Annotated in this window: 21 protein-coding genes; 3 read left to right on the plus strand and 18 right to left on the minus strand. The window is 61.6% G+C overall.

Annotation, left to right across the window (positions count from 1 at the left end):
• Positions 1-32: 32 nt before the first annotated feature.
• Positions 33-1,781, minus strand: a complete 1,749-nt coding sequence (locus tag B0919_RS15245) for a T9SS type A sorting domain-containing protein (RefSeq protein WP_078013147.1) — start codon at positions 1,779-1,781, stop codon at positions 33-35.
• Positions 1,782-1,929: 148 nt separating this feature from the next.
• Between B0919_RS15245 and B0919_RS25315 the strand changes: the two genes are divergently transcribed.
• Positions 1,930-2,070, plus strand: coding sequence for a hypothetical protein (locus B0919_RS25315; RefSeq protein ID WP_176133065.1), 141 nt, complete (start codon positions 1,930-1,932; stop codon positions 2,068-2,070).
• 5 nt (positions 2,071-2,075) lie between these two features.
• On the opposite strand, the gene B0919_RS15250 is transcribed toward B0919_RS25315, so the two are convergent.
• The 17 genes from B0919_RS15250 to B0919_RS15320 form a co-directional block, all read right to left on the minus strand.
• Entirely contained in the window at positions 2,076-3,581 is a 1,506-nt protein-coding gene (locus B0919_RS15250; RefSeq protein WP_254846591.1) for a Do family serine endopeptidase, read from the minus strand.
• A gap of 202 nt (positions 3,582-3,783) precedes the next feature.
• On the minus strand, positions 3,784-4,227 hold the full coding sequence (locus tag B0919_RS15255; protein ID WP_176133066.1) for an Hsp20/alpha crystallin family protein: 444 nt from the start codon (positions 4,225-4,227) through the stop codon (positions 3,784-3,786).
• 411 nt (positions 4,228-4,638) lie between these two features.
• Positions 4,639-5,451, minus strand: a complete 813-nt coding sequence (locus B0919_RS15260; RefSeq protein ID WP_139362158.1) for a hypothetical protein — start codon at positions 5,449-5,451, stop codon at positions 4,639-4,641.
• A 23-nt stretch (positions 5,452-5,474) separates the two neighbouring features.
• Positions 5,475-6,674 (minus strand): M20 family metallopeptidase, encoded by a 1,200-nt coding sequence (locus B0919_RS15265; protein WP_078013150.1) that lies wholly within the window; start codon positions 6,672-6,674, stop codon positions 5,475-5,477.
• A gap of 221 nt (positions 6,675-6,895) precedes the next feature.
• Positions 6,896-7,201, minus strand: a complete 306-nt coding sequence (locus B0919_RS24800) for a hypothetical protein (protein ID WP_139362159.1) — start codon at positions 7,199-7,201, stop codon at positions 6,896-6,898.
• Between the two features lie 176 nt (positions 7,202-7,377).
• On the minus strand, positions 7,378-7,773 hold the full coding sequence (locus B0919_RS15270) for a hypothetical protein (RefSeq protein WP_078013151.1): 396 nt from the start codon (positions 7,771-7,773) through the stop codon (positions 7,378-7,380).
• A gap of 4 nt (positions 7,774-7,777) precedes the next feature.
• On the minus strand, positions 7,778-8,338 hold the full coding sequence (locus B0919_RS15275; RefSeq protein ID WP_139362160.1) for a sporulation protein: 561 nt from the start codon (positions 8,336-8,338) through the stop codon (positions 7,778-7,780).
• On the minus strand, positions 8,319-9,017 hold the full coding sequence (gene deoC / locus B0919_RS15280) for a deoxyribose-phosphate aldolase (protein ID WP_078013153.1): 699 nt from the start codon (positions 9,015-9,017) through the stop codon (positions 8,319-8,321). The genes B0919_RS15275 and deoC overlap by 20 nt, the downstream gene beginning before the upstream one ends.
• 226 nt (positions 9,018-9,243) lie before the next feature.
• Positions 9,244-12,645, minus strand: coding sequence for a preprotein translocase subunit SecA (secA, locus tag B0919_RS15285; RefSeq protein WP_078013154.1), 3,402 nt, complete (start codon positions 12,643-12,645; stop codon positions 9,244-9,246).
• Positions 12,646-12,853: 208 nt separating this feature from the next.
• Positions 12,854-13,765, minus strand: coding sequence for a dTDP-4-dehydrorhamnose reductase (gene rfbD / locus B0919_RS25515; protein WP_217701035.1), 912 nt, complete (start codon positions 13,763-13,765; stop codon positions 12,854-12,856).
• Between the two features lie 11 nt (positions 13,766-13,776).
• Entirely contained in the window at positions 13,777-15,066 is a 1,290-nt protein-coding gene (locus tag B0919_RS25520) for a family 1 glycosylhydrolase (RefSeq protein WP_217701036.1), read from the minus strand.
• Between the two features lie 66 nt (positions 15,067-15,132).
• Complete coding sequence (glf, locus tag B0919_RS15295; RefSeq protein ID WP_078013155.1) at positions 15,133-16,320, minus strand: UDP-galactopyranose mutase; 1,188 nt, start codon at positions 16,318-16,320, stop codon at positions 15,133-15,135.
• A 74-nt stretch (positions 16,321-16,394) separates the two neighbouring features.
• On the minus strand, positions 16,395-17,630 hold the full coding sequence (locus B0919_RS15300; RefSeq protein ID WP_078013156.1) for a glycosyltransferase family 1 protein: 1,236 nt from the start codon (positions 17,628-17,630) through the stop codon (positions 16,395-16,397).
• A 177-nt stretch (positions 17,631-17,807) separates the two neighbouring features.
• Positions 17,808-18,335 carry a GNAT family N-acetyltransferase gene (locus B0919_RS15305; RefSeq protein WP_078013157.1) on the minus strand — a complete coding sequence of 176 codons (528 nt, stop codon included), beginning with the start codon at positions 18,333-18,335 and terminating at the stop codon, positions 17,808-17,810.
• Between the two features lie 3 nt (positions 18,336-18,338).
• Entirely contained in the window at positions 18,339-19,127 is a 789-nt protein-coding gene (gene dapF / locus B0919_RS15310) for a diaminopimelate epimerase (RefSeq protein ID WP_078013158.1), read from the minus strand.
• Positions 19,128-19,148: 21 nt separating this feature from the next.
• A complete protein-coding gene (locus tag B0919_RS15315; protein ID WP_078013159.1) occupies positions 19,149-19,631 on the minus strand; it encodes a DinB family protein in 483 nt (160 codons plus the stop codon).
• A gap of 24 nt (positions 19,632-19,655) precedes the next feature.
• The gene (locus tag B0919_RS15320) at positions 19,656-19,907 is read right to left on the minus strand and encodes a hypothetical protein (RefSeq protein WP_139362161.1); all 252 of its coding nucleotides are present in this window, start codon (positions 19,905-19,907) and stop codon (positions 19,656-19,658) included.
• Between the two features lie 199 nt (positions 19,908-20,106).
• Between B0919_RS15320 and B0919_RS15325 the strand changes: the two genes are divergently transcribed.
• Complete coding sequence (locus B0919_RS15325) at positions 20,107-21,000, plus strand: class I SAM-dependent methyltransferase (RefSeq protein WP_078013161.1); 894 nt, start codon at positions 20,107-20,109, stop codon at positions 20,998-21,000.
• Positions 21,001-21,097: 97 nt separating this feature from the next.
• On the plus strand, positions 21,098-22,051 hold the full coding sequence (locus B0919_RS15330) for a phosphatase (RefSeq protein WP_254846592.1): 954 nt from the start codon (positions 21,098-21,100) through the stop codon (positions 22,049-22,051).
• The last annotated feature ends 7 nt before the right edge of the window (positions 22,052-22,058 follow it).

Raw genomic sequence — 22,058 nt, forward strand, 5'->3', positions numbered from 1 at the left:
AGCGGAAGCAGAGTAAAGAGGGCGGCAGTGAATTACTGCCGCCCGATGCGCGTGGTCAAGTGCGTGGCCCCGTCGGCGTAGCGCAGCAGGTAGCTGCCCGGTGCCAGCGTAGCCGTCGAGAGCTGCGTTTCCACGGTGCCGGGCGTTACGGCCACGGTGTGCACCACCTGGCCCAGGGAGTTGTACACCTGCACCAGGGCGCCGCGCTGCGCTGCCGGGTGCACCAGCGTCAGCTGATCGGAGGTTGGGTTCGGGTAAGCCTGTAGCGCGGCCACGGCGGGCGTGGCGGCGGGCGTAGCGGCCAGCACCACGGCGCTGGTCAGGCTGTTGAGGTACTCTTCCAGCGCGGTGTAGCCCGAGGACCCGCGGGTGGCGCGGTCAGCAGCGTTGTTAGGGTCCAGGCCACGAGCCGTTTCCCAGGTGTCGGGCATGCCGTCGTGGTCGGTGTCGGTGGGCGCGGGCAGTGAGTTCAGCACCGGCCAGGCGGCCTGCGAGGTGCTGTAGGGCGTGCCGTGCGCGTAGCCGCCCTGCACGTCGATGAGGCTGCCGGTGCGGTTTATCACGTCCTGCACGATGCGCTGGTCCAGCGCATCACGCGTGGGAAGCACGCAGCCGGCGCGCTGTAGCACGGCGGTGTAGGCATCCTGCGCGCTCTGGGTGTTGATAGCGGGCAGCGGGAAGGGCGCCGTCACTTTGGCTACGGCCGTGTCGGCCCGGGTGCCGCCATTCATCACCACGCCCAGCCAGTTGCGGTTGGTCACGGCAGGCGAGCTTTCCACGTAGTTGCCGGCGAGGTAAAACTTGCCGTAGGGCAGCACCGGCGAGGAATTTTGCTTGTAGGGCGTCAGCACTTCGGCGCGCACCGGCACCCCGCCCGACGAGCCCGTGCCCGTGTTCGGGCCGTACTTGTAGTAGTTGTTGACGATGTTGTAATTGCCGCCCTCGCCGCCGTTCACGTTGTAGCTGGCCCAGTTGTAGACGACGTTGTTGCGGAAGTCGGCGTTTTCCTGGCCGGCGGTGTTGGGCGAGAGGTTGCGGCTGCCGTCGAAGCGGGGCATGCGGCCGCGCATGTGGGCCAGCAGATTGTGATGAAACGAAGCCGTGCGCCCACCCCAGATGCCGCCGTAGGCGTGCCGCTCGTAGTCGGAGTCGCCCGTTTCGAAGTGGTAGGAGTAGTCCAGCGGCTCGCTGATGATGTTCCACTGCAGCGTGGTGCTGTCGCCGCGGTACACTGTGCACGCCTCGTCCGACGACCAGCTCATCGTGCAGTGGTCCACCATGATGTTTTTGCGGCCCAGCCCGCCGAAGGCGTCGCCGTCGCCGCTGCCGTTCACCTTGCCTTTGTCCTGGTTTTTGTCGCCCAGGCGGCAGCGGATGAAGCGAATGATGACGTTGTCGGCGCTGACGGTAACCGGGAAATCAGCCAGGCAGATACCGTCGCCGGGCGCCGTCTGGCCGGCAATGGTGGTATTGGCCCGCGTGATGCGCAGCTCGGAAGTCAAGTGAATGGTACCGGACACCCGAAACACCACCGTGCGGTACGCAGCGGCCGTGGTCAGGGCGTAACGCAGGGAGCCGGGCTGGCCGTCGTCGTTGAGGTCGGTGACTTCAAATACCGTGGTAGGCGTGGTGGCCGTGCCGCGGCCCCCGGAAGTAAACCGGCCGGCACCTTCGGCACCGGGAAACGAAATCAACTGTGCCTGGGCACCGGCGGTCAGCAACAGAAAGGATGCTGCCAGAGCGCCATGCCGGGCAACGCGAGCCAGGTAAAAAGAGGCCATAAAGGGGTAAGCAGTTGGGTGGGAATCCTTTCGGCAATGTGCTTGCCGGTCAGAGGGCTACCCCCTGCCGGCAGCGCACAATAAGCCGAACGTCCACGATGTTAGGCGGTTCCCGCTCCGCTTCTGGCTTCCTTCCTATTCTTTATTTGTGCAAACGTTGTCGGCAACGTTGCCGGAAACCATTCCCGCAGCGCCCTTTGCCAGCTTATTGAGGCTAGCAAACAGCGGCTTCGCCATCAACAAAAAAGCCCCCGCTGAACAGCGGGGGCTTTTGCTTGCGCAGAGCTAGTCCAATTAGTCGGCCTGCCCGATGGGGTAGTACGCCTTGCGGCCGTCGGGGTACACGCCTTCTACCAGCGCGCCCTGGCTTTGCTTGGCGGCCTCCAGGTAACGCTTCACGTCCTGGGGCTTGCTCACCTTGTTCTTGTCGATGCGGGTGATGATGAACCCGTCGCCGATGCCGGTTTCGCGGAAGTTGGAGCTGCGCACGTCGCTGATTTTGGCGCCGCCGTCGAGGTCCAGCTTGTTCATTTCCTGCCGGCTCAGCGGCGCAAACTTGGCGCCTTCGTACTCGATGGCCGCGGCCGTTTCCTCGCGCACAATATCGGTAGTACCCGAGGCGTTACGCAGCGTAGCGCTGGCCGTGCGGCGGTCGTCGCCGCGCAGGTAGCTCACCTTAATCTTGTCGCCGGGGCGGAAGCGGGCCACCTGCTCCTGCAGCTGCGAGGAGGTGTTCACCTTCACCCCGTTGATTTCGGTGATGATGTCGCCTTCCTTCAGGCCGGCTTCGGCGGCGGCGCTGGTTTTGCCCATGCCCACCACGTACACGCCATCCAGCGTCTTGAGCTTCTTCTCCGAGGCCAGTGTGGCGTCCACTTCGCGGATGTTCACGCCCAGCAGGGCGCGCTGCACTACTTTATACTTCAGCAGGTCGTCGATTACCTTGCTCACGATGGAGGAGGGCACCGCAAACGAGTAGCCTTCAAACGAGCCCGTGTGCGAAGCAATGGCCGAGTTGATGCCGATCAGGTCCCCGTTCAGGTTCACCAGGGCACCGCCCGAGTTGCCGGGGTTCACCACCGCGTCGGTCTGCAGAAACGACTCAATACCCATGCGGTCCTCGCGGGCCAAGATGTTGATATTACGCCCCTTGGCGGAAATGATGCCGGCCGTAACGGTCGAGTTCAGGTTGAAGGGGTTGCCCACGGCCAGTACCCACTCCCCTACTTTCACGTTGTCGGAGTTGCCGTAACGCACGTAGGGCAGGTTGTCGGCATTGACCTTCAGCAGGGCCAGGTCGGTGGTGGGGTCGGCGCCCACCAGCGTCGCGGAGTACTTGCGCTTGTCGTCGAGCACGACCTCAATCTTGTCGGCCTTGTCGATAACGTGGTTGTTGGTGACGATGTAGCCGTTGGCGGCGATAATCACCCCCGAGCCCGAGCCTACCTGCGGCCCCGACTGCTGCCGGCGCATGCCGCCATCGAAGTCGTCGCCGAAGAACTGGCGTAAGAACGGGTCCATGCGAATCTGGTCGTTCTGCGCCATTTTCGGCGCGTATTCGGTCATTACGTGCACTACGGCCGGCGTCACGGCCGATGCGGCGGCCACGAAGTTCAAGCCCTCAGGCACGTTGTAAGTAGAGTTACGCAGCGCGCTGGTGTAACGCACGTTGGGGTCGGCGGCCACGGCCTGCGGCGCATCGGTGCGCGCGGGTTCCAGCAGCTTGTACCCTCCCACGGCCACGCTCCCGCCCAGTACGGCGGAGCCAAGGAGGCCGAGCATCATTTGTTTGGCTTGCATGGGTATGATAAAGGAGAAAAGAGGTGTGAGACCGAGGTTAAAGTACGAAGTCTTTCGTGAAGGTGCAATGAACCAACGCGGGCTTTAACGCTAGATACCCACTTGGCCATATACCGTTGCATCGCACGGCTAGTATAGCAACACGCGCGCCAACAAAAAAGGCACCACATAGAGGTGCCTTTTTTGCAGTCCGGACTGACAGCTAGCGCACTTCGATCAAGCGCTTGGCCGTCTTCTCGGTGTCGAAGGGGAGCGTCAGGCGCAACACCCCGTCGGTGAGGTTGGCCTCGATGGCGTTGTGGTTAACGTTGTCGGGCAGGCGGAATTTGCGCGAGAACGTGCCGTAGCTAGACTCAGCACGGCGCACTTTCACGGCGTTTTCGCCTTCCATGACGGGGGCTTTCCGCTCGCCGCTCACGGTGAGAGTGCCTTCGTGCACATCGATGGTCAGCGCATCTTTGAGCACGCCCGGCAGCGTCAGTTGCAACTCAAAGCCGTTGGCGGTTTCGAGCACGTCGGCGGCGGGCAGGAAGCCGGTATTAGCGGCCGTGAAGCCGGGCAGGGTATCGTTAAACAACTGGTTGAACACAGCGTCGAAGGGACGTACAGCGCGGCGGGCCGGCAGGGTGTTGAACAAGGTTGCCATGATGTTATTACGTTTGGTTGGTTTCGATTTCAGAGGAGGTCCTGCATTCAGCGGGACGACTACCCTATTATCAATTTCGTACCAATCACCAGAATAAGACATAATGACACAAATCAATTAAACAACTGCTTAAATCAATTCATGCCTTCTGTCAAAAGCTCACATTAAAGCCCTACAGCAGTGTTTAAGCCACCAAATAACAACTGACAAAATAACATTAAAAGCACTACAACACTCAACAATTGCCTGTCATCATCAAGTCGTTTAGGCGAATAATGATGCTTACATAAGATCCTAATGTCCGGCTGGGCGTTGTCGCAGCATCCTATCCAGTTCCGTTGAACTGAAAGGTGCAGCGACAATGCCCAGCCGGACATTAGGATCAATTTGGGTAGCTTCTCAGCCCGCCGATTAGTGCTGCGTTGGCAACGGCAGCCATTCCGCAGGCAGTTGATTCTTAAAGAGCGTAAAGCGCAAATCCACCCCGATTACCGGCGTACGCACGTTGGTGCGGCCGCCGGACGTCACGTTGCCGTCGGCATCAAACTGGAACAGGAAAAACCGGTAGTCCGATTGGCGGGCGACGTAGGGCGTCAGGTCAAAGTGGTCGGACAGGCGTACGCCCACTTCGGCGCGCCAGATGCCCTGCTCGAGGGTGCGCTCTTCCGGAGCATCGTCGGGCGGCTGCAGCCGGATGTTGGCCGCGGCCTCGTAGGCTACGCGCGGGCGCAGCTTCAGCCGCTCCCCTACGGGAATAACGCGCTCCAGATCCAGGCGCAAGCGGGCCGTACCCAGGTTACGCTCCTCCTGAAACAGGTACTCCGCACTCAGGCGCTGCCCGAAGGTAAGCCCGAGCACCTGACTACGGTGGCGCAGCAGCAATTCGGGCCGGAAGTAGGCGCGCAGCCGGCTTATGTCGCCACCGTTCAGCTCCTCTACCACATACAGGCGGGCATTGGCGCCGCCGCTCCAGTGCTGGGACCAGAAATGCTCGTAGCCCACTTGTCCCCAATTGAGGGCAAACGACTCGGCATAATCCTGCAGGCGGTGGTCGGCGTGCAGGCTTCCCCACCAAAAGTCGCCGTCGGGACGCACGTATTCCAGCTGCGCCTCCGTGCGCAACTCTAAGCCATTGGACAGCTTGCGTTGGCCCTGAGCCGCATAGGTAGTCAGCAGCCCCAGCAGGGTACTCGTCAGCAATCCGCGGAATACTCGGTTTATCATAGGTAGCGGCTTAGATAGGCTATTTATTCGGTGCCGGTGGCCAGTTCCTGCAGTGCCAGCCAGACCATCAGGCCCGGCCCCACCGTCAGGGCGTGGGCCTCCACGTCGAAGGTAGGCGTGTGTACGGAGGAGGCGTAGCGGCCGTCGAGGGCGCGGGTACCGAGGCGGTAAAAGCAGCTCGGGGCGGCCTGGGAGAAGAAAGCAAAGTCTTCGGAGGCCATCCACTGGTCAATGTCGACCACGTTGTCGGCGCCGAGGTAATCGACCATGGCGGCGCGCACGCGGGCGGTTACGGTCGGGTCGTTGTCGAGGCAGGGGTAGCCGCGGCGGATTTCCAGCTCGCAGGTGGCGCCCATAGCAGCGGCCAGTCCTTCGCAGAGCTGGCGCAGGTGCACGTGGGCCTGCTCGCGCCACTGCTCATCCATGGTGCGGAAAGTACCCTCGATGTACACCTCGTTCGGAATGACGTTGGTAGCGCCGTTGGCAATGACTTTGCCGAAGGACAGCACCGAGGGAATCTTGGGGTTGGCGCGGCGGCTTACCAGTTGCTGGGCGGCCACAATCAGGTTGGCCGCCACCAGCACGGTGTCGATGTTCAGGTCAGGCATGGCGCCGTGGCCGCCCTTTCCGCGCACGGTGAGGTATAGCTCGTCGGCCGAGGCCATGTAGCGGCCCGAGTGGATGCCCACCTTGCCGGCCGGTAGCTGCGGAAACACGTGCTGACCCAGCACCGTCTGGGGCGCGGGATTGTCGAGCACGCCTTCCTTGATCATGATGGACGCCCCGCCGGGCACCAGCTCCTCGCCGGGCTGAAACATCAGCTTCACGGTGCCCTCGAATTCGTCGCGCAGCTGCACCAGAATGCGTGCTACGCCGAGCAGGGACGAGGTGTGCACGTCGTGGCCGCAGGCGTGCATCACGCCGGGGTTCTGTGAGCGGTACGGCACGTCGTTCTGCTCCTGAATGGGCAACGCGTCCATATCGGCGCGCAGGGCCACGGTGCGCTTGCCGGGGTTACGCCCTTCGATGAGGGCCACAAGGCCGGTAGTGGCAATGGGCTGCGGGTCGAGGCCGAGCTGGTGCAGCTCGGCCGCCACGTACTTCGCGGTTTCGAATTCCTTGAACGACAGCTCGGGGTGAGCGTGCAAGTGGTGGCGCAGGCCCACAACCTGCTCGGCTTGGGCGGCGGCCAGTTCCTGGATGCGGGAAAGCAAGTGCTGCATACGCCGCAAGGTACGACGCCCGCGGCGCACTAGATTAGTTCAGTGGCACGACGCGGCTTAGCGCCCGCCGGAAACAACAGTAGTCGAGCACACCTTTGCTGACCTTCTTCCGCCGCCTCGTCATGGGGTACCATTGCACCCCGGGAAGCCAGCCGCTTGGCTTATCTGGGCCAACGTTACGCTTTTGCCTTAGCCGGCTACATTGGTTTCAAAGCAAGCTTCTATTCAGAGGGGCTGAATAATTTCCGACCAATGAAAGTAGACAAAGTACCACCCAGTAGGATAGCTACTAAAAGCGTTACCAGATAACCAATAACCGCTGCTGAGGAATGCAGGCGCCGGTTTTCATCGGCGAAAATCCAGGTATAGATGAGAGACGAGCATATTGCCGCCGGGAAAGAGCCGACGACAAACAAGGTGATATTAGTTGAGGTAAGCTTCCACCTGGGGTGAACAACAATGACCGCCGCTCCGAGAATAGAACTCATCACAACTCCGAAAGCAAGTCCAATTAAGGCTAAAAGCATAGTGTCAAATCATAAGTAACATGTGCGCTGAGGCAAGAAAGGTCAATCCTGTTAATGAAATTACCAACTAGCATTAATTCGAAGAGCCTTTTTGAACTGATGCTGCAAATGCCTTGTGCAGGTCATACTTCGACAAGCTCAATATGACCCAAAGCTAAAAGTCCAAAACACGTAGCTTACTCAAACAGCACGCTTACGTGCGGCTTCATGGCCACCAGCATGGTGCGCCCCAGCAGATTGGGGCTGAAAGCGGCTTCGGCCTGCTCCTCGGTCAGGGCCACGCGGCTGACCAGCACGCAGTCGGCAAACTCCAGGTACTCGCCGCGCTTGTCGTTGTTGTAGCGGATGCGGCCACGCACGGCCACCGTCAGGTCCAGCAGCACGGCCTCGGTGACCGACTGCACCAGCGTCACGTCCACCACGCCCAGGTAAGGCCAGAGTGAGACGAGTAGCAGCAGGCCGTCGTGGCGCACGCGGTAGTGCGTGCCGCCGTTGTCGTCTTCCACCGGAATGGCTTCGAGGCCCTGCAGCAGGTCCAGTTCGTCCCACTGCAGCTGGCGAATCAGCGGCACGGGGCTAGAAGCGCGTTTTGTTGATGAGCACCTGCGCCGGCTGCAGCTCGGCCTTAGGCGCCAGCGGCTTGATGCGCAGCATAGCCCGCTCGGCATCCAGGCGGTTGGAGTAGTCGCCGATGAACAGGCGGTAAATCGGCTGCTTGAACACTACGTAGTCCGTTTCCTCCGGGTAGCGGCTGATGACGGAGCGGCGGATGCTCATGGCTTGGTCACGCTCCAGACCCACGTAAGCCAGGATGCGGAAGCCCGAGGTGTACTTCACGTTCTGGTTGGTGTAGGCCTGGTCGCGCAGCCGCTGGTCGATGAGGGCATTGACCGAAGCCGTGGGCGTTACGAAGGTTTTGGGGGGGGCCGCCTTGGGCGCGGGCACGGTAAACTTCGGCCGGTACTTGCTCAGGTCCTCCGCCGGTTGGCCTTTTTTGGCGGCCGCAGTGGCCGTGGCCGGCCGGGTAGTATCGGGCGCGGTGGTGCTAGCCGATGGCGCGGCCGGCCCCGAGGCGGCGCAGGCAGCTAAGGTCAGCGAGACAAACAGCACGGGCACGTTAGTAAGCAGTCGGTTCATGGGTGGAGGCGTCGTCAGCGGCAGGCGTAAGCAGGGCGAGGCCGGCGGAGGCCCCAAGGCGGTCGGCTCCGGCTTCTACCAGAGCCACGGCCTGCGCGTGGGTCCGGATACCACCGGAGGCTTTAATACGGATGTGCTCGGGCAGGTGGCTACGCATCAGCCGGATGTCCTCCACCGAAGCGCCGCGGCTGGCGAAGCCCGTTGAGGTTTTCACGAAGTCGGCACCGGCGGCCGCGCACAGGTCGCAGGCCTGCCGGATTTCGTCGGGCGTGAGCAGCGCCGTTTCGATGATGACTTTCAGGATGGCCCCAGAAGCATGGCAAAGCGCCGACAGCTGCCGGATATCCTGCTCCACCACGGTGTACTCCCCCGACTTGAAGGCGGCATTGTTCATCACCATATCCAGCTCTTCGGCGCCGTTGCGCAGCGCGTCCTCGGCTTCGGCCAGCTTGGCGGCGGAGGTAGCGTAGCCCAGCGGAAAGCCGATGACCGTGCACACCTTCACGCCGGAGCCCTGCAACGCCGCGGCGGCCACGCTCACGTAATGCGGCGGCACGCACACGCTGGCAAACTGCGCCTCGCGCGCCTCGGCGCACAGCCACTCAATCTGCGCCCGCGTAGCCTCGGGCTTCAGTAGCGTATGGTCGATGCGGGCGGCGAGGTTGTCGGTGGAAAGCATAAGGCAAAGATAAATCACGGATTTAGACGGATTTTTCGGATTCCACGGATTTTGTGGACGATTACCCGCCAACTGCCGTCGACTTCCTGTTCGGGCGGTTTATGGTTGCCGTGTTCCACCTACGTTTAAACGGCGGTAAACGAAGGAGCCGAAGCTGCAAAGCTTCGGCTCCTGAATCGTCGTCCACAAAATCCGTGGAATCCGAAAAATCCGTCTAAATCCGTGATTAGTCGATGATGACGGCGCGGTTGTTCAGTACGTCTTCTTCCACGCTCTTGAACTTCACGTCGCGCAGGATGCGGCCGTCCATGTACTGCACGCTCACCTTGTCGTTGCGGTTGGCAATTTTCTGCGAGCGAACCGGCTCCTGCCGCTCCGCGATGGTTTCGGCGTTGTCGTCCTCGGCAGCGAAGCCCGACTCCAGCTGCGAGTGCACCTGCTCCTTCTCGGCCCGCACGCGGGGCTGCGACACGCGCGGCAGCGCGGCAGCTTCCTCGAAGTGAATTTCGGGCTCCTCGCCCGCGCCCTGCACCGTGGCCGGAATGTCGGCGTGGAACAGGAAGGTCACCGTCTCCTCGTTCACCTTGCTGATCATGCGCTTGAACAGCTCGAACGATTCAAACTTGTACACCAGCAGCGGGTCCTTCTGCTCGTACACGGCGTTCTGCACCACCTGCTTCAGGTCGTCCATGCCGCGCAGGTGCTGGGTCCAGGCCTCGTCGATGAGCGACAGCACCACCACTTTTTCCATGGCGCGGATCAGCTCCTGCCCGTTCGAGGCCTGAGCGCGGCGTAGGTTGGCCACGGCCGTCACCTGCTTGCGCTGGTCGCTAAAGGGCACCGCGATGTTTTCGAACGGCGCGTTCTGCGAAATCAGGTCGTTCACGAGCGGCAGGGCCGACTCGCCGATGACCTCGTTCTTGGAGTGGTAGTAGCCCAGGGCCTCGTCGTACAGACGCTGCACCAGTAGCGGCGCCTGCTGCGCGGCAAACTCACCTGCCGTGATGTGCGTGTCGTAGCCAAAGACGCGGATGATGGCCAGCTGGAAGTCGTCGTAGTTGCCGCTGATCTTGTGACCCGCCACAATGTCCTCCGACACTTCGTAGATCATGTTCCATACGTCCAGCTCCAGACGCTCGCCGAAGAGGGCATTGCGGCGGCGACGGTACACCACCTCGCGCTGGGCATTCATCACGTCGTCGTACTCCAGCAGACGCTTGCGCATGCCGAAGTTGTTTTCCTCCACCTTCTTCTGAGCGCGTTCGATGCTTGACGTAATCATCGAGTGCTGAATCACCTCGCCTTCCTCCAGGCCCATGCGGTCCATGAGGCGGGCAATGCGGTCGGAGCCGAACAGGCGCATCAGGTTGTCTTCGAGCGAAACGAAGAACTGCGAGGTGCCCGGGTCGCCCTGGCGGCCGGCACGGCCGCGCAGCTGCCGGTCCACGCGGCGGGATTCGTGGCGCTCCGTGCCGATGATGGCCAGACCGCCCGCTTCCTTCGACGTCTCCTTCAGCTTGATGTCGGTACCACGGCCGGCCATGTTGGTGGCAATGGTCACGGTGCCGGGGTAACCGGCGTTGGCCACAATTTCAGCTTCGCGCTGGTTCTGCTTGGCGTTCAGCACCTGGTGCGGAATCTTGCGCAGCTGCAGCAGGCGGCTGATGATTTCGGAGTTTTCTACGGTGGTAGTACCCACCAGTACCGGGCGGCCGGCTTTCACCAGCTCCTGGATTTCCTCGGCCACGGCGTTGTACTTCTCGCGCGTGGTTTTGTACACTTTGTCGTGCTGGTCTTTGCGGGCGATGCCGCGGTTGGTGGGGATAACCACCACGTCCAGCTTGTAGATCTGCCAGAATTCGCCCGCTTCCGTTTCGGCCGTACCGGTCATGCCGGCCAGCTTGTGGTACATGCGGAAGTAGTTCTGCAGCGTCACCGTGGCGTAGGTCTGCGTGGCGTCTTCGATGCGCACGTTTTCCTTGGCCTCGATGGCTTGGTGCAGGCCGTCGGAGTAGCGGCGACCTTCCATCACGCGGCCGGTCTGCTCGTCTACAATCTTCACCTTGTTGTCCTCGCTCACGATGTACTGGTCGTTGAGTTCGAACAAGGTGTAGGCCTTCAGCAGCTGGTTGACGGTATGGATGCGCTCTGACTTCTCCTGAAAGTCCTGCATCAGGTGCTCCTTCTGATGGAGGCGCTCCTCGGCCGTCAGGGCCTTGTTGTTTTCGATAACGGCCAAGTCGGTGCCGATATCGGGCATGATGAAGAAGTGCGGGTCTTCGCCCTGGCCGGTAATTAGGTCGATGCCCTTTTCCGTCAGCTCAATCTGGTTGTTCTTCTCATCGATGGTGAAAAACAGCGGCGCGTCGGCCTGCGGCATCTGGCGCGAGTTGTCGGCCAGGTAGAAGTTTTCGGTCTTCTGCAGGATAGCGCGGTTGCCGGTTTCCGAGAGGAACTTGATCAGCGGCTTGCTCTTCGGCAGACCGCGGAACGCGCGGAACAGCGCGAGGCCGCCCTCCCCTTCTTTGGCGCCGTCCTTGCCTTCCTTGATCAGGCGCTTGGCGTCGAGCAGGTATTGCTGAATGAGCCGCTTCTGCTCGTTCACCAGGCGCTCGATGCGGGGCTTCAGCACGAGGAACTCGTGCACGTCGCCGCGCGGCACCGGGCCCGAAATGATGAGCGGGGTACGGGCGTCGTCGATGAGCACCGAGTCCACTTCGTCGACCATGGCGTAGTGGTGCTTGCGCTGCACCAGTTCTTCCGGGTCGCGCGCCATGTTGTCGCGCAGATAGTCGAAGCCAAATTCGTTGTTGGTGCCGTAGGTGATGTCGGCCAGGTAGGCCTGCCGGCGGGCGTCGGTGTTGGGCTGGTGCTTGTCAATGCAGTCACAACGCATGTTGTGAAACTCGAACAGCGGAGCCATCCACTCCGAGTCACGCTTGGCCAGGTAGTCGTTTACCGTTACCACGTGCACGCCCCGACGGGCCAGTGCGTTCAGGAACGCGGGCAGCGTGGCCACCAGCGTCTTGCCTTCACCCGTGGCCATTTCGGCGATTTTGCCCTGGTGCAGCACGATGCCGCCGATGAGCTGCACGTCGTAGTGCACCATCTCCCAGGTGAGTTCGGAGCCCCCAGCGACCCACTTATTCGGCCAGATGGCCTTGTCGCCTTCGAAGCGAATGTGCGGGCGGATGCGCGACAAGCTGCGGTCGTGCTCGGTGGCGGTTACCACCAGCTGGCTGTTTTCCTTGTAGCGGCGCGCCGTCTCCTTCACAATGGCGAAGGCCCGCGGCATGATTTCCATCAGAACCTCTTCCAGCTGCACGTTACGCTGCTTTTCCAGCGCGTCGATCTGGTCGAAGATCTGCTCCTTTTCCTGAATGTCGAGGTTGGGCTGGTCGTTGATACGCTGGTGCAGGCCGCCGATCTGGGCGTCTACGGCTTGCAGGCGCTCATCGATGATGGCGCGCAGCTCGTTGGACTGGCCGCGCAACTCGTCATCGGAGATGCCTGCCAGTTTGGCGTATTCGGCGTTGATGGTCGCCACGTAGGGGATGATGCCTTTCAAGTCCCGCTCCGACTTGGTGCCGAAGACTTTCGTGACGGCCTTCCCGATAAAATCGAACATGCTGTGTAGGAAAATGTACTGAATGCGCTGGGGCGCACCTCAAAAATACGTGGTTTAGGCCAAATGCCCCAGACGCGTTCCAAGATGTCCCAGAAAAGACAAACCCCGCTCCCTCAAAAAGAGTGCGGGGTTGGTCGGGAAAGAAGTATTGGCAGAGTTGCAGGCAGTTCGGCCCGGCTCAGGTGCCAAAGTTGCCGGAGCCGCCTGTCTACGAAGCTTCGCGTAGCGCTTCGCCCCTGAGCGAGCATTCCTCGGCGCCGATATCGTGCAGGTAGCGGCCTAAGCCGTCCTCCACGGTGGGCAACACGATGCCGCGGCCGCTGCTCAGGGCGCTGAAGGCCGGGCGCGGTGCCGGCCAGCGAAACTCGGCCGCCGGGCGCGGACGCACCAGCGCCGTATTGAGGCCGGCGGCTTCGGAGGCCATTTGGGCGAGTTGGGCCCAGGTGCAGGTGCCGCGGTTGGCAATGTGCCAGATGCCGCATTCCTCGTCGATGAGCAAATCCAGCGCGGTGTTCACCAAATCGGGCACGTAGGTCGGGGAAATCTGCAGGTCGGCAGCGGCTTCGAATACGCGGCCGCCGCGCATGGCCTGCAGGGCATAGTGCACGAAGTTGTATTCGTCCCAGGGACCGAAAAAGGCGCTGGTACGCACTACCAGGGCTTGCGGCAGCGTCGTCAGCACGTCGCGCTCGGCGAGGCTCTTGCTGCGGCCATACACGTTGAGTGGCCGTTTGGCGTCGTCCTCGGTGTAAGGCACCGACTGCTGCCCATCGAACACTAGGTCCGAAGAGAAAGTCAGCAGCTGGATGTCGCGGTGGGCGCAGGCTTCGGCCAGCACCTTCGGGCCGGTGGTATTCACGCGGTAGCATACGGCCGCATCGTTTTCAGCCTCGTCCACGCGCACGTAGCCGGCCGCGTTGACGATGGCCCAGGGGTTGTAGCGCTGCAGAGCCAGCTCTACGGCCACCGGATCGGCAATGTCAAGCTCCTCTCGGTTGAGGCAAACGGTGTGGAGGTTGCGGACCTCGCAGACGCGCTGAAACGCCCGGCCCAGGGTACCGTGGGCGCCGGTAATCAGCAGCGGCTGCGGCCCAGTCGCGGTTGACTGAATGGCATTCATAGCTAGGTGGGTTAGGCGGATTGGAAGTGGCGGTAGGCAAAGCGGTTGGGCCGTTGCCACCAACCAGCGCCTTCCAGGACGGGGTGATGGTAAGGAAGGTTATTGGCCAGGTGCTGCACCATTTTGAACAAGGCCGTGCGGCGGGGCTGCCCGCTGCGCACGTCGAAGACGCCCGTTTCGTAGGTACCGTCGCGGGTGAGCAGGGTATCCCAGTTGAAGGCGCCGAACAAAGCCCACACAGTTACGGCGCGCATATCGGCACCTGTTTCCTGCACGGCGTTGGCGGCATCCCAGGCCTGCTGCAGCCAGCGCATTTGTTCCTCGCGGGTGCAGGCCAGCTGTACTTCCGTAATGGCCAGCGGGATTTGGTAGCGTTGCCAGGCTTCCAGCAGCAGCGTGCGCAGGCCGGCCAGCTCCAGCGGCTCCACCCGTACGGCCTCCACGTCGGCATAACGGTCGACCTCATTGCTGCCTATGCTGTGCGAGGGGTATTGCTCTACTCGTTCGTCAAGAAACCGCTCGCTGGTCACGTAGTAGTTGATGCCCAGAATGTCGGGCGGCAACGGTACCTGCACCAATGCGCTCAGCTCTTCTGCGGTAGCCCCGTGCTCCATGAGGTAGCTATACAGCATATGCTTGGGCGTTACGCGGCCGCAGAGCAAATCGTAGCTGAGCCAGCGCCGCTGGTTTTCGAAGTCGGCTTGGTACACCAGCTGCGGCGTGCTGTAAATCTTGCCCAGGTCCTCGGTCTGCACCAGCCTGGCCTCTGGATTCACTTCCCGAATGGCCAGCATGGCTTCCTTAGTGGCCTGAACCTGATGCAATAACATGCGCACAAAGGCGTTATCACCGTGGCTGTGCGGATACCACAGGCCGTACAGGCCGCTGAAGCGGGCCGTGGTCAGCGGTTCGTTTACGGGCGTGTAGTGCGTCACCCAAGGGTAACGCTCGGCCACCATCCGCGCGAAGCGGGCCAATCCCGTCACGAAGCTGGGTTGGTCCATGGCCGTGTAGCGCGGTCCGCTGCCGTGGTGCACCAGCCCTACGATGGGGTCGATGCCCAACTCACGTAGGCGGTGCATCCGCTCATCGGTCCACGACCAGTCTGGGTTGTCCAGGGTTTCGGGCGCGACGTTTTCCCAAAGCACGGGGTAGCGCAGCTTACGCACCCCGAGCTCGGCAATTTCGTCTAAGTCCGACAGGCGCGTGCGGTGCCCGCTTAGGCGGGTCTGGTCGGAAAAATCATCTTGCACGCGTCGAATGCTGCACTCGACGCCGCCCCACATTTCCAGTTTTGCCATGCGCAATAAAAAGCCGCGGGGTGTAGCAAGCACGGCAAACTGCTACACCCCGCGGGTTAAGTGAAATTAAGCTTTCTTCTTGTCCGGGTCGCGGGGGAGCAGCTTTTCCATCAAGCTGGCCGAGCCGGTAATAGTCGGTTTTTTGGGTTGCTGAGCCTCTTCGGATTTCTCCGTAAGCTTCTTGTACAGCGTCAGCGCCTGGGCCACTACCTGGTCCATGTTGTAGTACTTGTAGGTGGCCAAGCGGCCTACGAAGTGCACGTTGGGCGTTTCGTCAGCCAGCTTCTTGTACTTGTTGTACAGTTCGGCGTTTTCCGGCTTCGGAATCGGGTAGTACGGGTCGCCCTCGGCCTTCGGAAACTCATACACGAGGCTGGTCTTGGGGTGCTGCTGCCCCGTCAGCGCCTTGAACTCCGTGATGCGGGTGTACAGGTGCTCGTTGGGGTAGTTTACCACCGGGGCTTCCAGATGCTGCTCCTTGTTCAAGGTCTCGTGCTTGAACTCCAGTGAGCGGTAAGGCAGCTTGCCGAACTTGTAGTCGAAGTACTCATCCACGGGACCGGTGAAGATCATTTCCTTGAACGGAATGACATTCACGATTTCGTGGTAATCCGTGTTGAGCATCACCTTGATGTTCGGGTGGTCGAGCATCTTCTCGAACATCTTGGTGTAGCCGTGCAGGGGCATGGCCTGGTAGGTGTCGGTGAAGTAGCGCCGGTCGCGGTTGGTGCGGGTAGGCACGCGCGAGGTCACCGACTTATCCAGCTCCGAAGGGTCGAGGCCCCACTGCTTGCGGGTGTAGTTGCGGAAGAACTTCTCGTACAGCTCGCGGCCCACTTTGCTCACCACCACGTCTTCCGACGTCTTGATGACCGGCACTTCCTCGGCTTGCGACTCGAAGAAGGCATCGACCTCGAAGGAGGTCATGTTGGTGCCGTACAGCTTGTTGATGGTGTCCAGGTTGATCGGAATCGGCACGTGCTGTCCATCCACCGAGGCCAGTACCCAGTGCTCGTAGGGGCGCCAATCGGTGAAGTTGGAGAGGTATTCGAATACCTCTTTGGAGTTCGTGTGGAAGATGTGCGGTCCGTACTTGTGCACGAGGATGCCTTCCTCGTTGTAGTGGTCGAAAGCGTTGCCAGCCATGTGGTTGCGCTTGTCGATGATCAGCACTTTTTTGTTCGAACGCGTGGCCAACCGCTCGGCTAGTACGCTGCCGGCAAAGCCGGCCCCGACGATCAGATAGTCAAACATAGCTCCGGGGGAAGGTGGTGATTTGGATGTGTGAAGTCTTGGCGGCGGCGGTAGCAGCGCGCGGAAAGTTTGGGTTAGGCCTTGGCCTTTTTAAGCTCAGCTTGCATCAGGTCGACCATGTTCTGCCAGGTTTGGTCCCAGGAAATGGTGCTCAGGTATTCGTCCACGCCGGGCAGCCAGTTGGGGTCGGCTTCGTCCTGCAGGGCTTTTTCGATGCCTTGTTCGAATGATTGGGCATCGGCGGCGATGTGCACGAGGCCCAGTTCACCGTAGGGGCGCACCACATCGCGGATGGGCGTGCTCACCACGGGGCGGCCGGCAGCCAGGTACTCGGGCGTCTTGGTCGGTGAGATGAACTTGGTGCTTTCGTTGTCGGCGAAGAGCAGCGTGGCCACATCCCAGCCTTTGAGATAAGAAGGCAGCTCCTTGTAGTCTTTGCCACCGAGGTAGTGGATGTTGGCACCCTGCGGCAGCGTGGCCGGGTCGATTTTCACAACCGGGCCGATGATGACGAACTGCCAATCGGGGCGAGCAGTGGCCAGCTGGCGCACCAGCTCGATATCGAGGCGCTCATCCACCACGCCGAAGAAGCCAACGCGTGGGTGCGGAATCGAAGCCTGGTCTGCGGGGTCCTTCATCTGCGGGTCGCGGGCCTGCCCGAAGTGGGCTTTGTCGATGCTGCTCGGGAAGGCATGTGCACTGTGGTGCTGCTTGGTCTTGGCTTCGTACAAGCTTTGGCCGCCGGTGAAAACCAGCTGCGCTTTTTTGAACAATTCCTGCTCGCGGCTGCGCAATTCCGGGTGGGCGCCCTTGAAGCTGGCCAGCTCGTCCATGCAGTCGTAGATGGTCAGCGCGGGCTTAAACTGCCGCGACTTGGCCAGGAACATGGGCGAGTAGTACCAGGCAATGAAATCTTTGATGTTTTCCTTCTCGAAGTATTCGTTCAGGATGTCAGCCTGCGTTTGGTCGGCGGCTTCTTCGGCCAGGCCTTCGGGCAGGTGTACCACCACGATTTTCAAGCGGCCTTCCTCGCGGTCCTTGATTTCGAGCCAGGGCTGCATGCTTTTGTCGCCCCAGTGCGTGCACGGTTCCTCTACATAAAACACCCGCGTGTGCTTGGCAAAACGCGAGAGCAAGTGCTGCGGGCGCTGCCACACAAAGTCCCAATGCAAGTGCGCGAAACACACCAGGTCGGGCAGCTGACCGTTCGTGGCGGCATTGTCGTTGGTGGTAGAATCGGCAACCGCTGAGGACTCAGGCGAGGTGTTGGGTGTCGCCGACGGATAAGTCGGGGCATCGAGTAGGGACATGCGAATCAGGCGTCAAAAGTTTTGGCGATAGGTGCGGTCTAAAAATGTTGGTCGGCTCGGTTACACGGCCCTTCTCAACCAAGCGCGGCATATAGGCATACGCAGCTGCTTCCAAAAAGGATACTACCCGTCGAATGTTCTCAGCGCCGGAGGCGCGAACGGCATAAAAAAGCGGGCCTATCGGCCCGCTAACACGCACTGCATTTCCACGGCATCTTCCCAGCCCACATCCGTACTAAGCCACTGATGGCGAAGCCCTACGCGACGAAAACCGACCTTCCGAAAGAGCTGCAAACTAGCCCGATTACTGGCGGCCACGGTGCAATAGATCTGATGTAAATGCAACGTACGTCGCGCATAATTCAACGTCAGGTGCAGGGCTTCGTCGGCGTAACCCTGGCGCCGCTCCCCGCGCAGCACCATAATGCCCACGGCCGCGCGACGGTGGTGCGGCTCGAAGTTGAACAAGTCTACGGTGCCCACGGCCGCGTTGTCGCTCTGCCGGCAGATGACCAAGCGCAACTGCCGCACTTCGTAAAAATCGGCGGCGGCGTGCTCCAGGTAGCGCTGCAGCGAAAACAGCGAAATCGGCGTGAGCGTGTCGCTGGCCAGGCCCCATACGCTCGCGTCGTTTTCGATCTGGTAGAGGAATTTCAGGTCCTCGACTTCGAGGGCGCGCAGGTAAATCGTGTCGCCGCGCAGCATAGCTTACAGCGCAATGTTGCCCTCGAATACGAACTCCGCCGGACCATTCAGGTACACGTCGACGAACGAGCCATCGGCCTGCAGGGCAAACGAAACGGACAAGTCGCCGCCGATGGTGCGCAGCGGCACGGGGCTCACAGCACCGCGGCGTGCGGCAGCCAGCGCTACGGCCGTCACGCCGGTGCCGCAGGAGAAAGTTTCGTCCTCCACGCCACGCTCGTAGGTGCGCACCTGCCAAGGCTGGCCGGTCTGCTGCGGCTCCTCCACGAAGTTGACGTTGGTGCCGCCCCGCTCGCGGAAATGCTCGCCGAAGCGCACGGCCCGGCCTTCGGCGTACACGTTGTGCTCAGCCAAAGTGCTAGCAGGCAAAAAGCGGACGATGTGTGGGGAGCCGGTATTAAGAAATATGCCATCGGGCATTTCCTGCTGGCCGGCCACGTCAATCATGCGCAGGCGCACCAGTCCGTCGGCATCCACGCTGGCTTCGTGGGGGCCGTCGGCAGCGAGGAAGCGGGCTTGGTTCTGAATCACGCCGAGCTGCTTGGCAAAAGCCACCGTGCAACGGCCGCCGTTCCCGCACATCGAGCCCACGTAGCCGTCGGCGTTGTAGTACACCATTTCGAAGTCGAAATCGGGTAGGGTACGCAGTAGGATAAGGCCGTCGGCCCCGATGCCGCGGCGCCGGTCGCAGAGGCGACGCACGAGGGCGTAATCGTCGGCAGGAAAGGTGCGGCTGCGGTCGTCAATCATGACGAAGTCGTTGCCGGTGCCCTGGTATTTGTAGAAACGCATGACTAAGCGAGGAAAAAGCTGTCAGACTAGTTTGCGCAGCAGCGCCACTTGCCCGGCGTGGTAGAGATAGTGCTGCGCGAGGCCGTGCAACAATACATAAATCGAAACACCCGTTCCATCGGCGCGGTTGCGCTCCGCGCCGAGAACTTCGTCGAGGTCTTTTTCGTGCAGGGCCTGCACGGCCGTCAGCAGCCGTTCGTGCGCTTTGGCGAGGTCAGTCTGAGTTTGTTGCCAGACGGCTTCGTCGGCCAGCAGCGGCACGGCGGGCCAGTCTTCGCCCTCGATGGGCACGTGGTAGCGCTGCTCCAGCCGCACGCGCCCGGTGTCTACCCAAGTACGCAGGTGCAGCACGATTTCCCAGATACTGTGCGCCGGCGGGATGGGCCGGGCAGCTGCCTGCGCGGCGGAAAGACCAATCAGCGTAGCCAGCAACGACGGACCCGACCAAGCGTCGCCGTCGAAGGCGCGTTCGAGTTGATCGAGGATGCGGGGTAGTTCAGCCATAACGGTTTGTCATTGTAAAACCACTCACTGGAAAAAAAGCAGCCCCAACAGGCCAACGAAAGCCAGCAAGACATAAGCCGAGGCCCAAGGCATCAGGGCGGCCATGCGCGGCCGCCGATACAATTCATAGAACTCCCCTACTGCGTCGCGGCGCCAATACACCAGCAGATAATTCAGCAGCAGGCCCAGCACCCCGATGCCGGCCAATACTTCCTCCTCGCCCAAGCCTCCTGCGTTGCGGCTCGTGTAGCAGTGGCGCAGTAGCAAGGGAGCCATGGCATGAAGCGTAAGCAGGCACGTGGCCGCCATAAAGGTGTTGTGCTTGTCTTTAGAAGCATCTACCCACCACCGCTCCATAAAACAGTAAATAATGGCGTTCAGCCAGACCAAAGGAGTGCGCATCTTCCTCGATGACGCTTCCTGACTTGAAGCGTACCTTTGCCGGCCCGCTCGGCGGGTACACCAAAGGTAGCGCATGTACTCTTTCCTGACCACCAGTCCCTGGCCCGACTACGAGCTGCTTGACAGCGGCAACTTCCAAAAGCTGGAGCGCTTCGGCCGCTACGTGCTCAGCCGCCCCGAGCCGCAGGCCGTGTGGGACCCGCACCTGCCCAAGAGCGAGTGGGACCGGGCGCACGCCACGTTTACCCGCGAAAAGGGCGCCAACGCCGCCACCGAAAAGGGCCAGTGGCGCCTCAAGCCGGGCATGGCCGAGCAGTGGGTTATCAGCTACGAGCGGCCCGACGGGCTGAAGCTGCGCTTCCGCCTTGGTTTGTCGTCGTTTAAGCACGTGGGCCTGTTTCCGGAGCAGGACCCGAACTGGCAATTCATCTACGAGCAGACGCAAAAGCGCCGCGCCGAAAAGCCGCGGGTGCTGAACCTGTTTGCCTACACCGGCGCGGCCACGCTGGCTGCCCGCGCTGCCGGCGCCGACGTCACCCACCTTGACTCGGTGAAGCAGGTGAACTTCTGGGCCCGCGACAACATGGAAGCCTCCGGCCTCGACGGGGTACGCTGGCTGGTGGAAGACGCCTTCAAGTACGTGCAGCGCGAAGTAAAGCGCGGCAACAAATACCAGGGCCTTATCCTCGACCCGCCCGCTTACGGCCGCGGCCCCACCGGCGAGAAGTGGCAGCTGGAAGACCAGCTCAACGAGATGCTCAAGCTGTGCCGCGAGCTGCTCGATCCGCAGGACCACTTCTACGTCATCAACCTGTACTCCATCGGCTACTCGGCGCTGATTCTGGATAACCTGATCGACACGATTTACGCGCCCTACGGCCGGCAGCGCGAAATCGGGGAAATCTACCTGCACGACAAGGGCCAGCGCAAGCTGCCGCTCGGCACATTCTGCCGGTTTGCCACGTAGGGCGTAATTCCGCCTCGACGCTCCGGCATCTTATCTTGCCCCTCGTCGGGCGGCCCGCCGCCTGCTTTCTGCTCACCTGCCACTTGTAATCCGTCACGTGTCGCTTCACCATCCTCACCACCAGCGCCTCGCCCTCATCGACATGGGCACCAACACCTTTCACCTGCTGATCGTGGAGCTGCCCGAGCGGCGCGGCGACGAGCCGCGCGTGCTGCTGCGCACCAAGGTGGGCGTGAAGCTGGGCGAAGGCGGCATCAGCCAAGGCGAAATTGTGCCGGCGGCTTTCGACCGCGCCCTGCACACGCTACAGGCGTTTCAGGAGGAAATTGAGCTGCACCAGGTGACGCAGGTGCGCGCCACGGCCACCAGCGCCATGCGCGTGGCCCGCAACGGTCCGGAGCTGGTCAAGGCCATCTTCGAGCAGACGGGCATTCAAGTGGAAGTCATTGCCGGCGCCCGCGAGGCCGAGCTGATTTGCCTGGGCATCCGCCAAGCCGTGCGTCTCGGGCAGGAGCCGCACCTACTGATGGATATCGGCGGCGGCTCGGTGGAGTTTATTATTGCCAACGCCGACACCATCTTCTGGAAGCAGAGCTTCGAAATCGGGGCGCAGCGGTTGCTGGACCAGTTTTTCCGCCACGACCCCATGCACGCCGACGACGTGCGCGCTGAGCAGGAATACCTGCGCTCAGTGCTGGTTCCGATGCTAAGCGCCGCCGAGCATTTCCGCCCCATCAGCCTTGTGGGTGCCTCGGGCTCGTTCGATACGCTCGGGGATTTGCAGGCCGCGCGCCAAGGCGAGCCGCTGACGCAACAACCACCTGCCCGCGACATTTCCCTCGACAGCTTCTACCACAGCTACGACCAGCTGCTCTCCACCACCCACGCCGAACGCGTGGCAATGCCGGGCATGACGCCCATGCGCGCCGACATGATTGTGGTGGCCTGCGTGCTCATTGATTTCGTGCTGAAGGCCTGTCGGCTGACGCACATCACCTCCTCGGCCTACGCTCTGAAGGAAGGGCTGCTGGCCGAAATGCTCGCTCAGTAACCCGGCA

It is taken from the genome of Hymenobacter sp. CRA2, assembly GCF_002007105.1.
GTDB lineage: Bacteria > Bacteroidota > Bacteroidia > Cytophagales > Hymenobacteraceae > Solirubrum.

Coding starts and splice junctions, on each gene's coding strand:
- B0919_RS15245 (WP_078013147.1), bottom strand. CDS start 1,781: ATGGCCTCTTTTTACCTGGCTCGCGTTGCCCGGCATGGCGCTCTGGCA.
- B0919_RS15250 (WP_254846591.1), bottom strand. CDS start 3,581: ATGCAAGCCAAACAAATGATGCTCGGCCTCCTTGGCTCCGCCGTACTG.
- B0919_RS15255 (WP_176133066.1), bottom strand. CDS start 4,227: ATGGCAACCTTGTTCAACACCCTGCCGGCCCGCCGCGCTGTACGTCCC.
- B0919_RS15260 (WP_139362158.1), bottom strand. CDS start 5,451: ATGATAAACCGAGTATTCCGCGGATTGCTGACGAGTACCCTGCTGGGG.
- B0919_RS15265 (WP_078013150.1), bottom strand. CDS start 6,674: ATGCAGCACTTGCTTTCCCGCATCCAGGAACTGGCCGCCGCCCAAGCC.
- B0919_RS24800 (WP_139362159.1), bottom strand. CDS start 7,201: ATGCTTTTAGCCTTAATTGGACTTGCTTTCGGAGTTGTGATGAGTTCT.
- B0919_RS15275 (WP_139362160.1), bottom strand. CDS start 8,338: ATGAACCGACTGCTTACTAACGTGCCCGTGCTGTTTGTCTCGCTGACC.
- deoC (WP_078013153.1), bottom strand. CDS start 9,017: ATGCTTTCCACCGACAACCTCGCCGCCCGCATCGACCATACGCTACTG.
- secA (WP_078013154.1), bottom strand. CDS start 12,645: ATGTTCGATTTTATCGGGAAGGCCGTCACGAAAGTCTTCGGCACCAAG.
- rfbD (WP_217701035.1), bottom strand. CDS start 13,765: ATGAATGCCATTCAGTCAACCGCGACTGGGCCGCAGCCGCTGCTGATT.
- B0919_RS25520 (WP_217701036.1), bottom strand. CDS start 15,066: ATGGCAAAACTGGAAATGTGGGGCGGCGTCGAGTGCAGCATTCGACGC.
- glf (WP_078013155.1), bottom strand. CDS start 16,320: ATGTTTGACTATCTGATCGTCGGGGCCGGCTTTGCCGGCAGCGTACTA.
- B0919_RS15300 (WP_078013156.1), bottom strand. CDS start 17,630: ATGTCCCTACTCGATGCCCCGACTTATCCGTCGGCGACACCCAACACC.
- B0919_RS15305 (WP_078013157.1), bottom strand. CDS start 18,335: ATGCTGCGCGGCGACACGATTTACCTGCGCGCCCTCGAAGTCGAGGAC.
- dapF (WP_078013158.1), bottom strand. CDS start 19,127: ATGCGTTTCTACAAATACCAGGGCACCGGCAACGACTTCGTCATGATT.
- B0919_RS15315 (WP_078013159.1), bottom strand. CDS start 19,631: ATGGCTGAACTACCCCGCATCCTCGATCAACTCGAACGCGCCTTCGAC.
- B0919_RS15320 (WP_139362161.1), bottom strand. CDS start 19,907: ATGGCTCCCTTGCTACTGCGCCACTGCTACACGAGCCGCAACGCAGGA.
- B0919_RS15325 (WP_078013161.1), top strand. CDS start 20,107: ATGTACTCTTTCCTGACCACCAGTCCCTGGCCCGACTACGAGCTGCTT.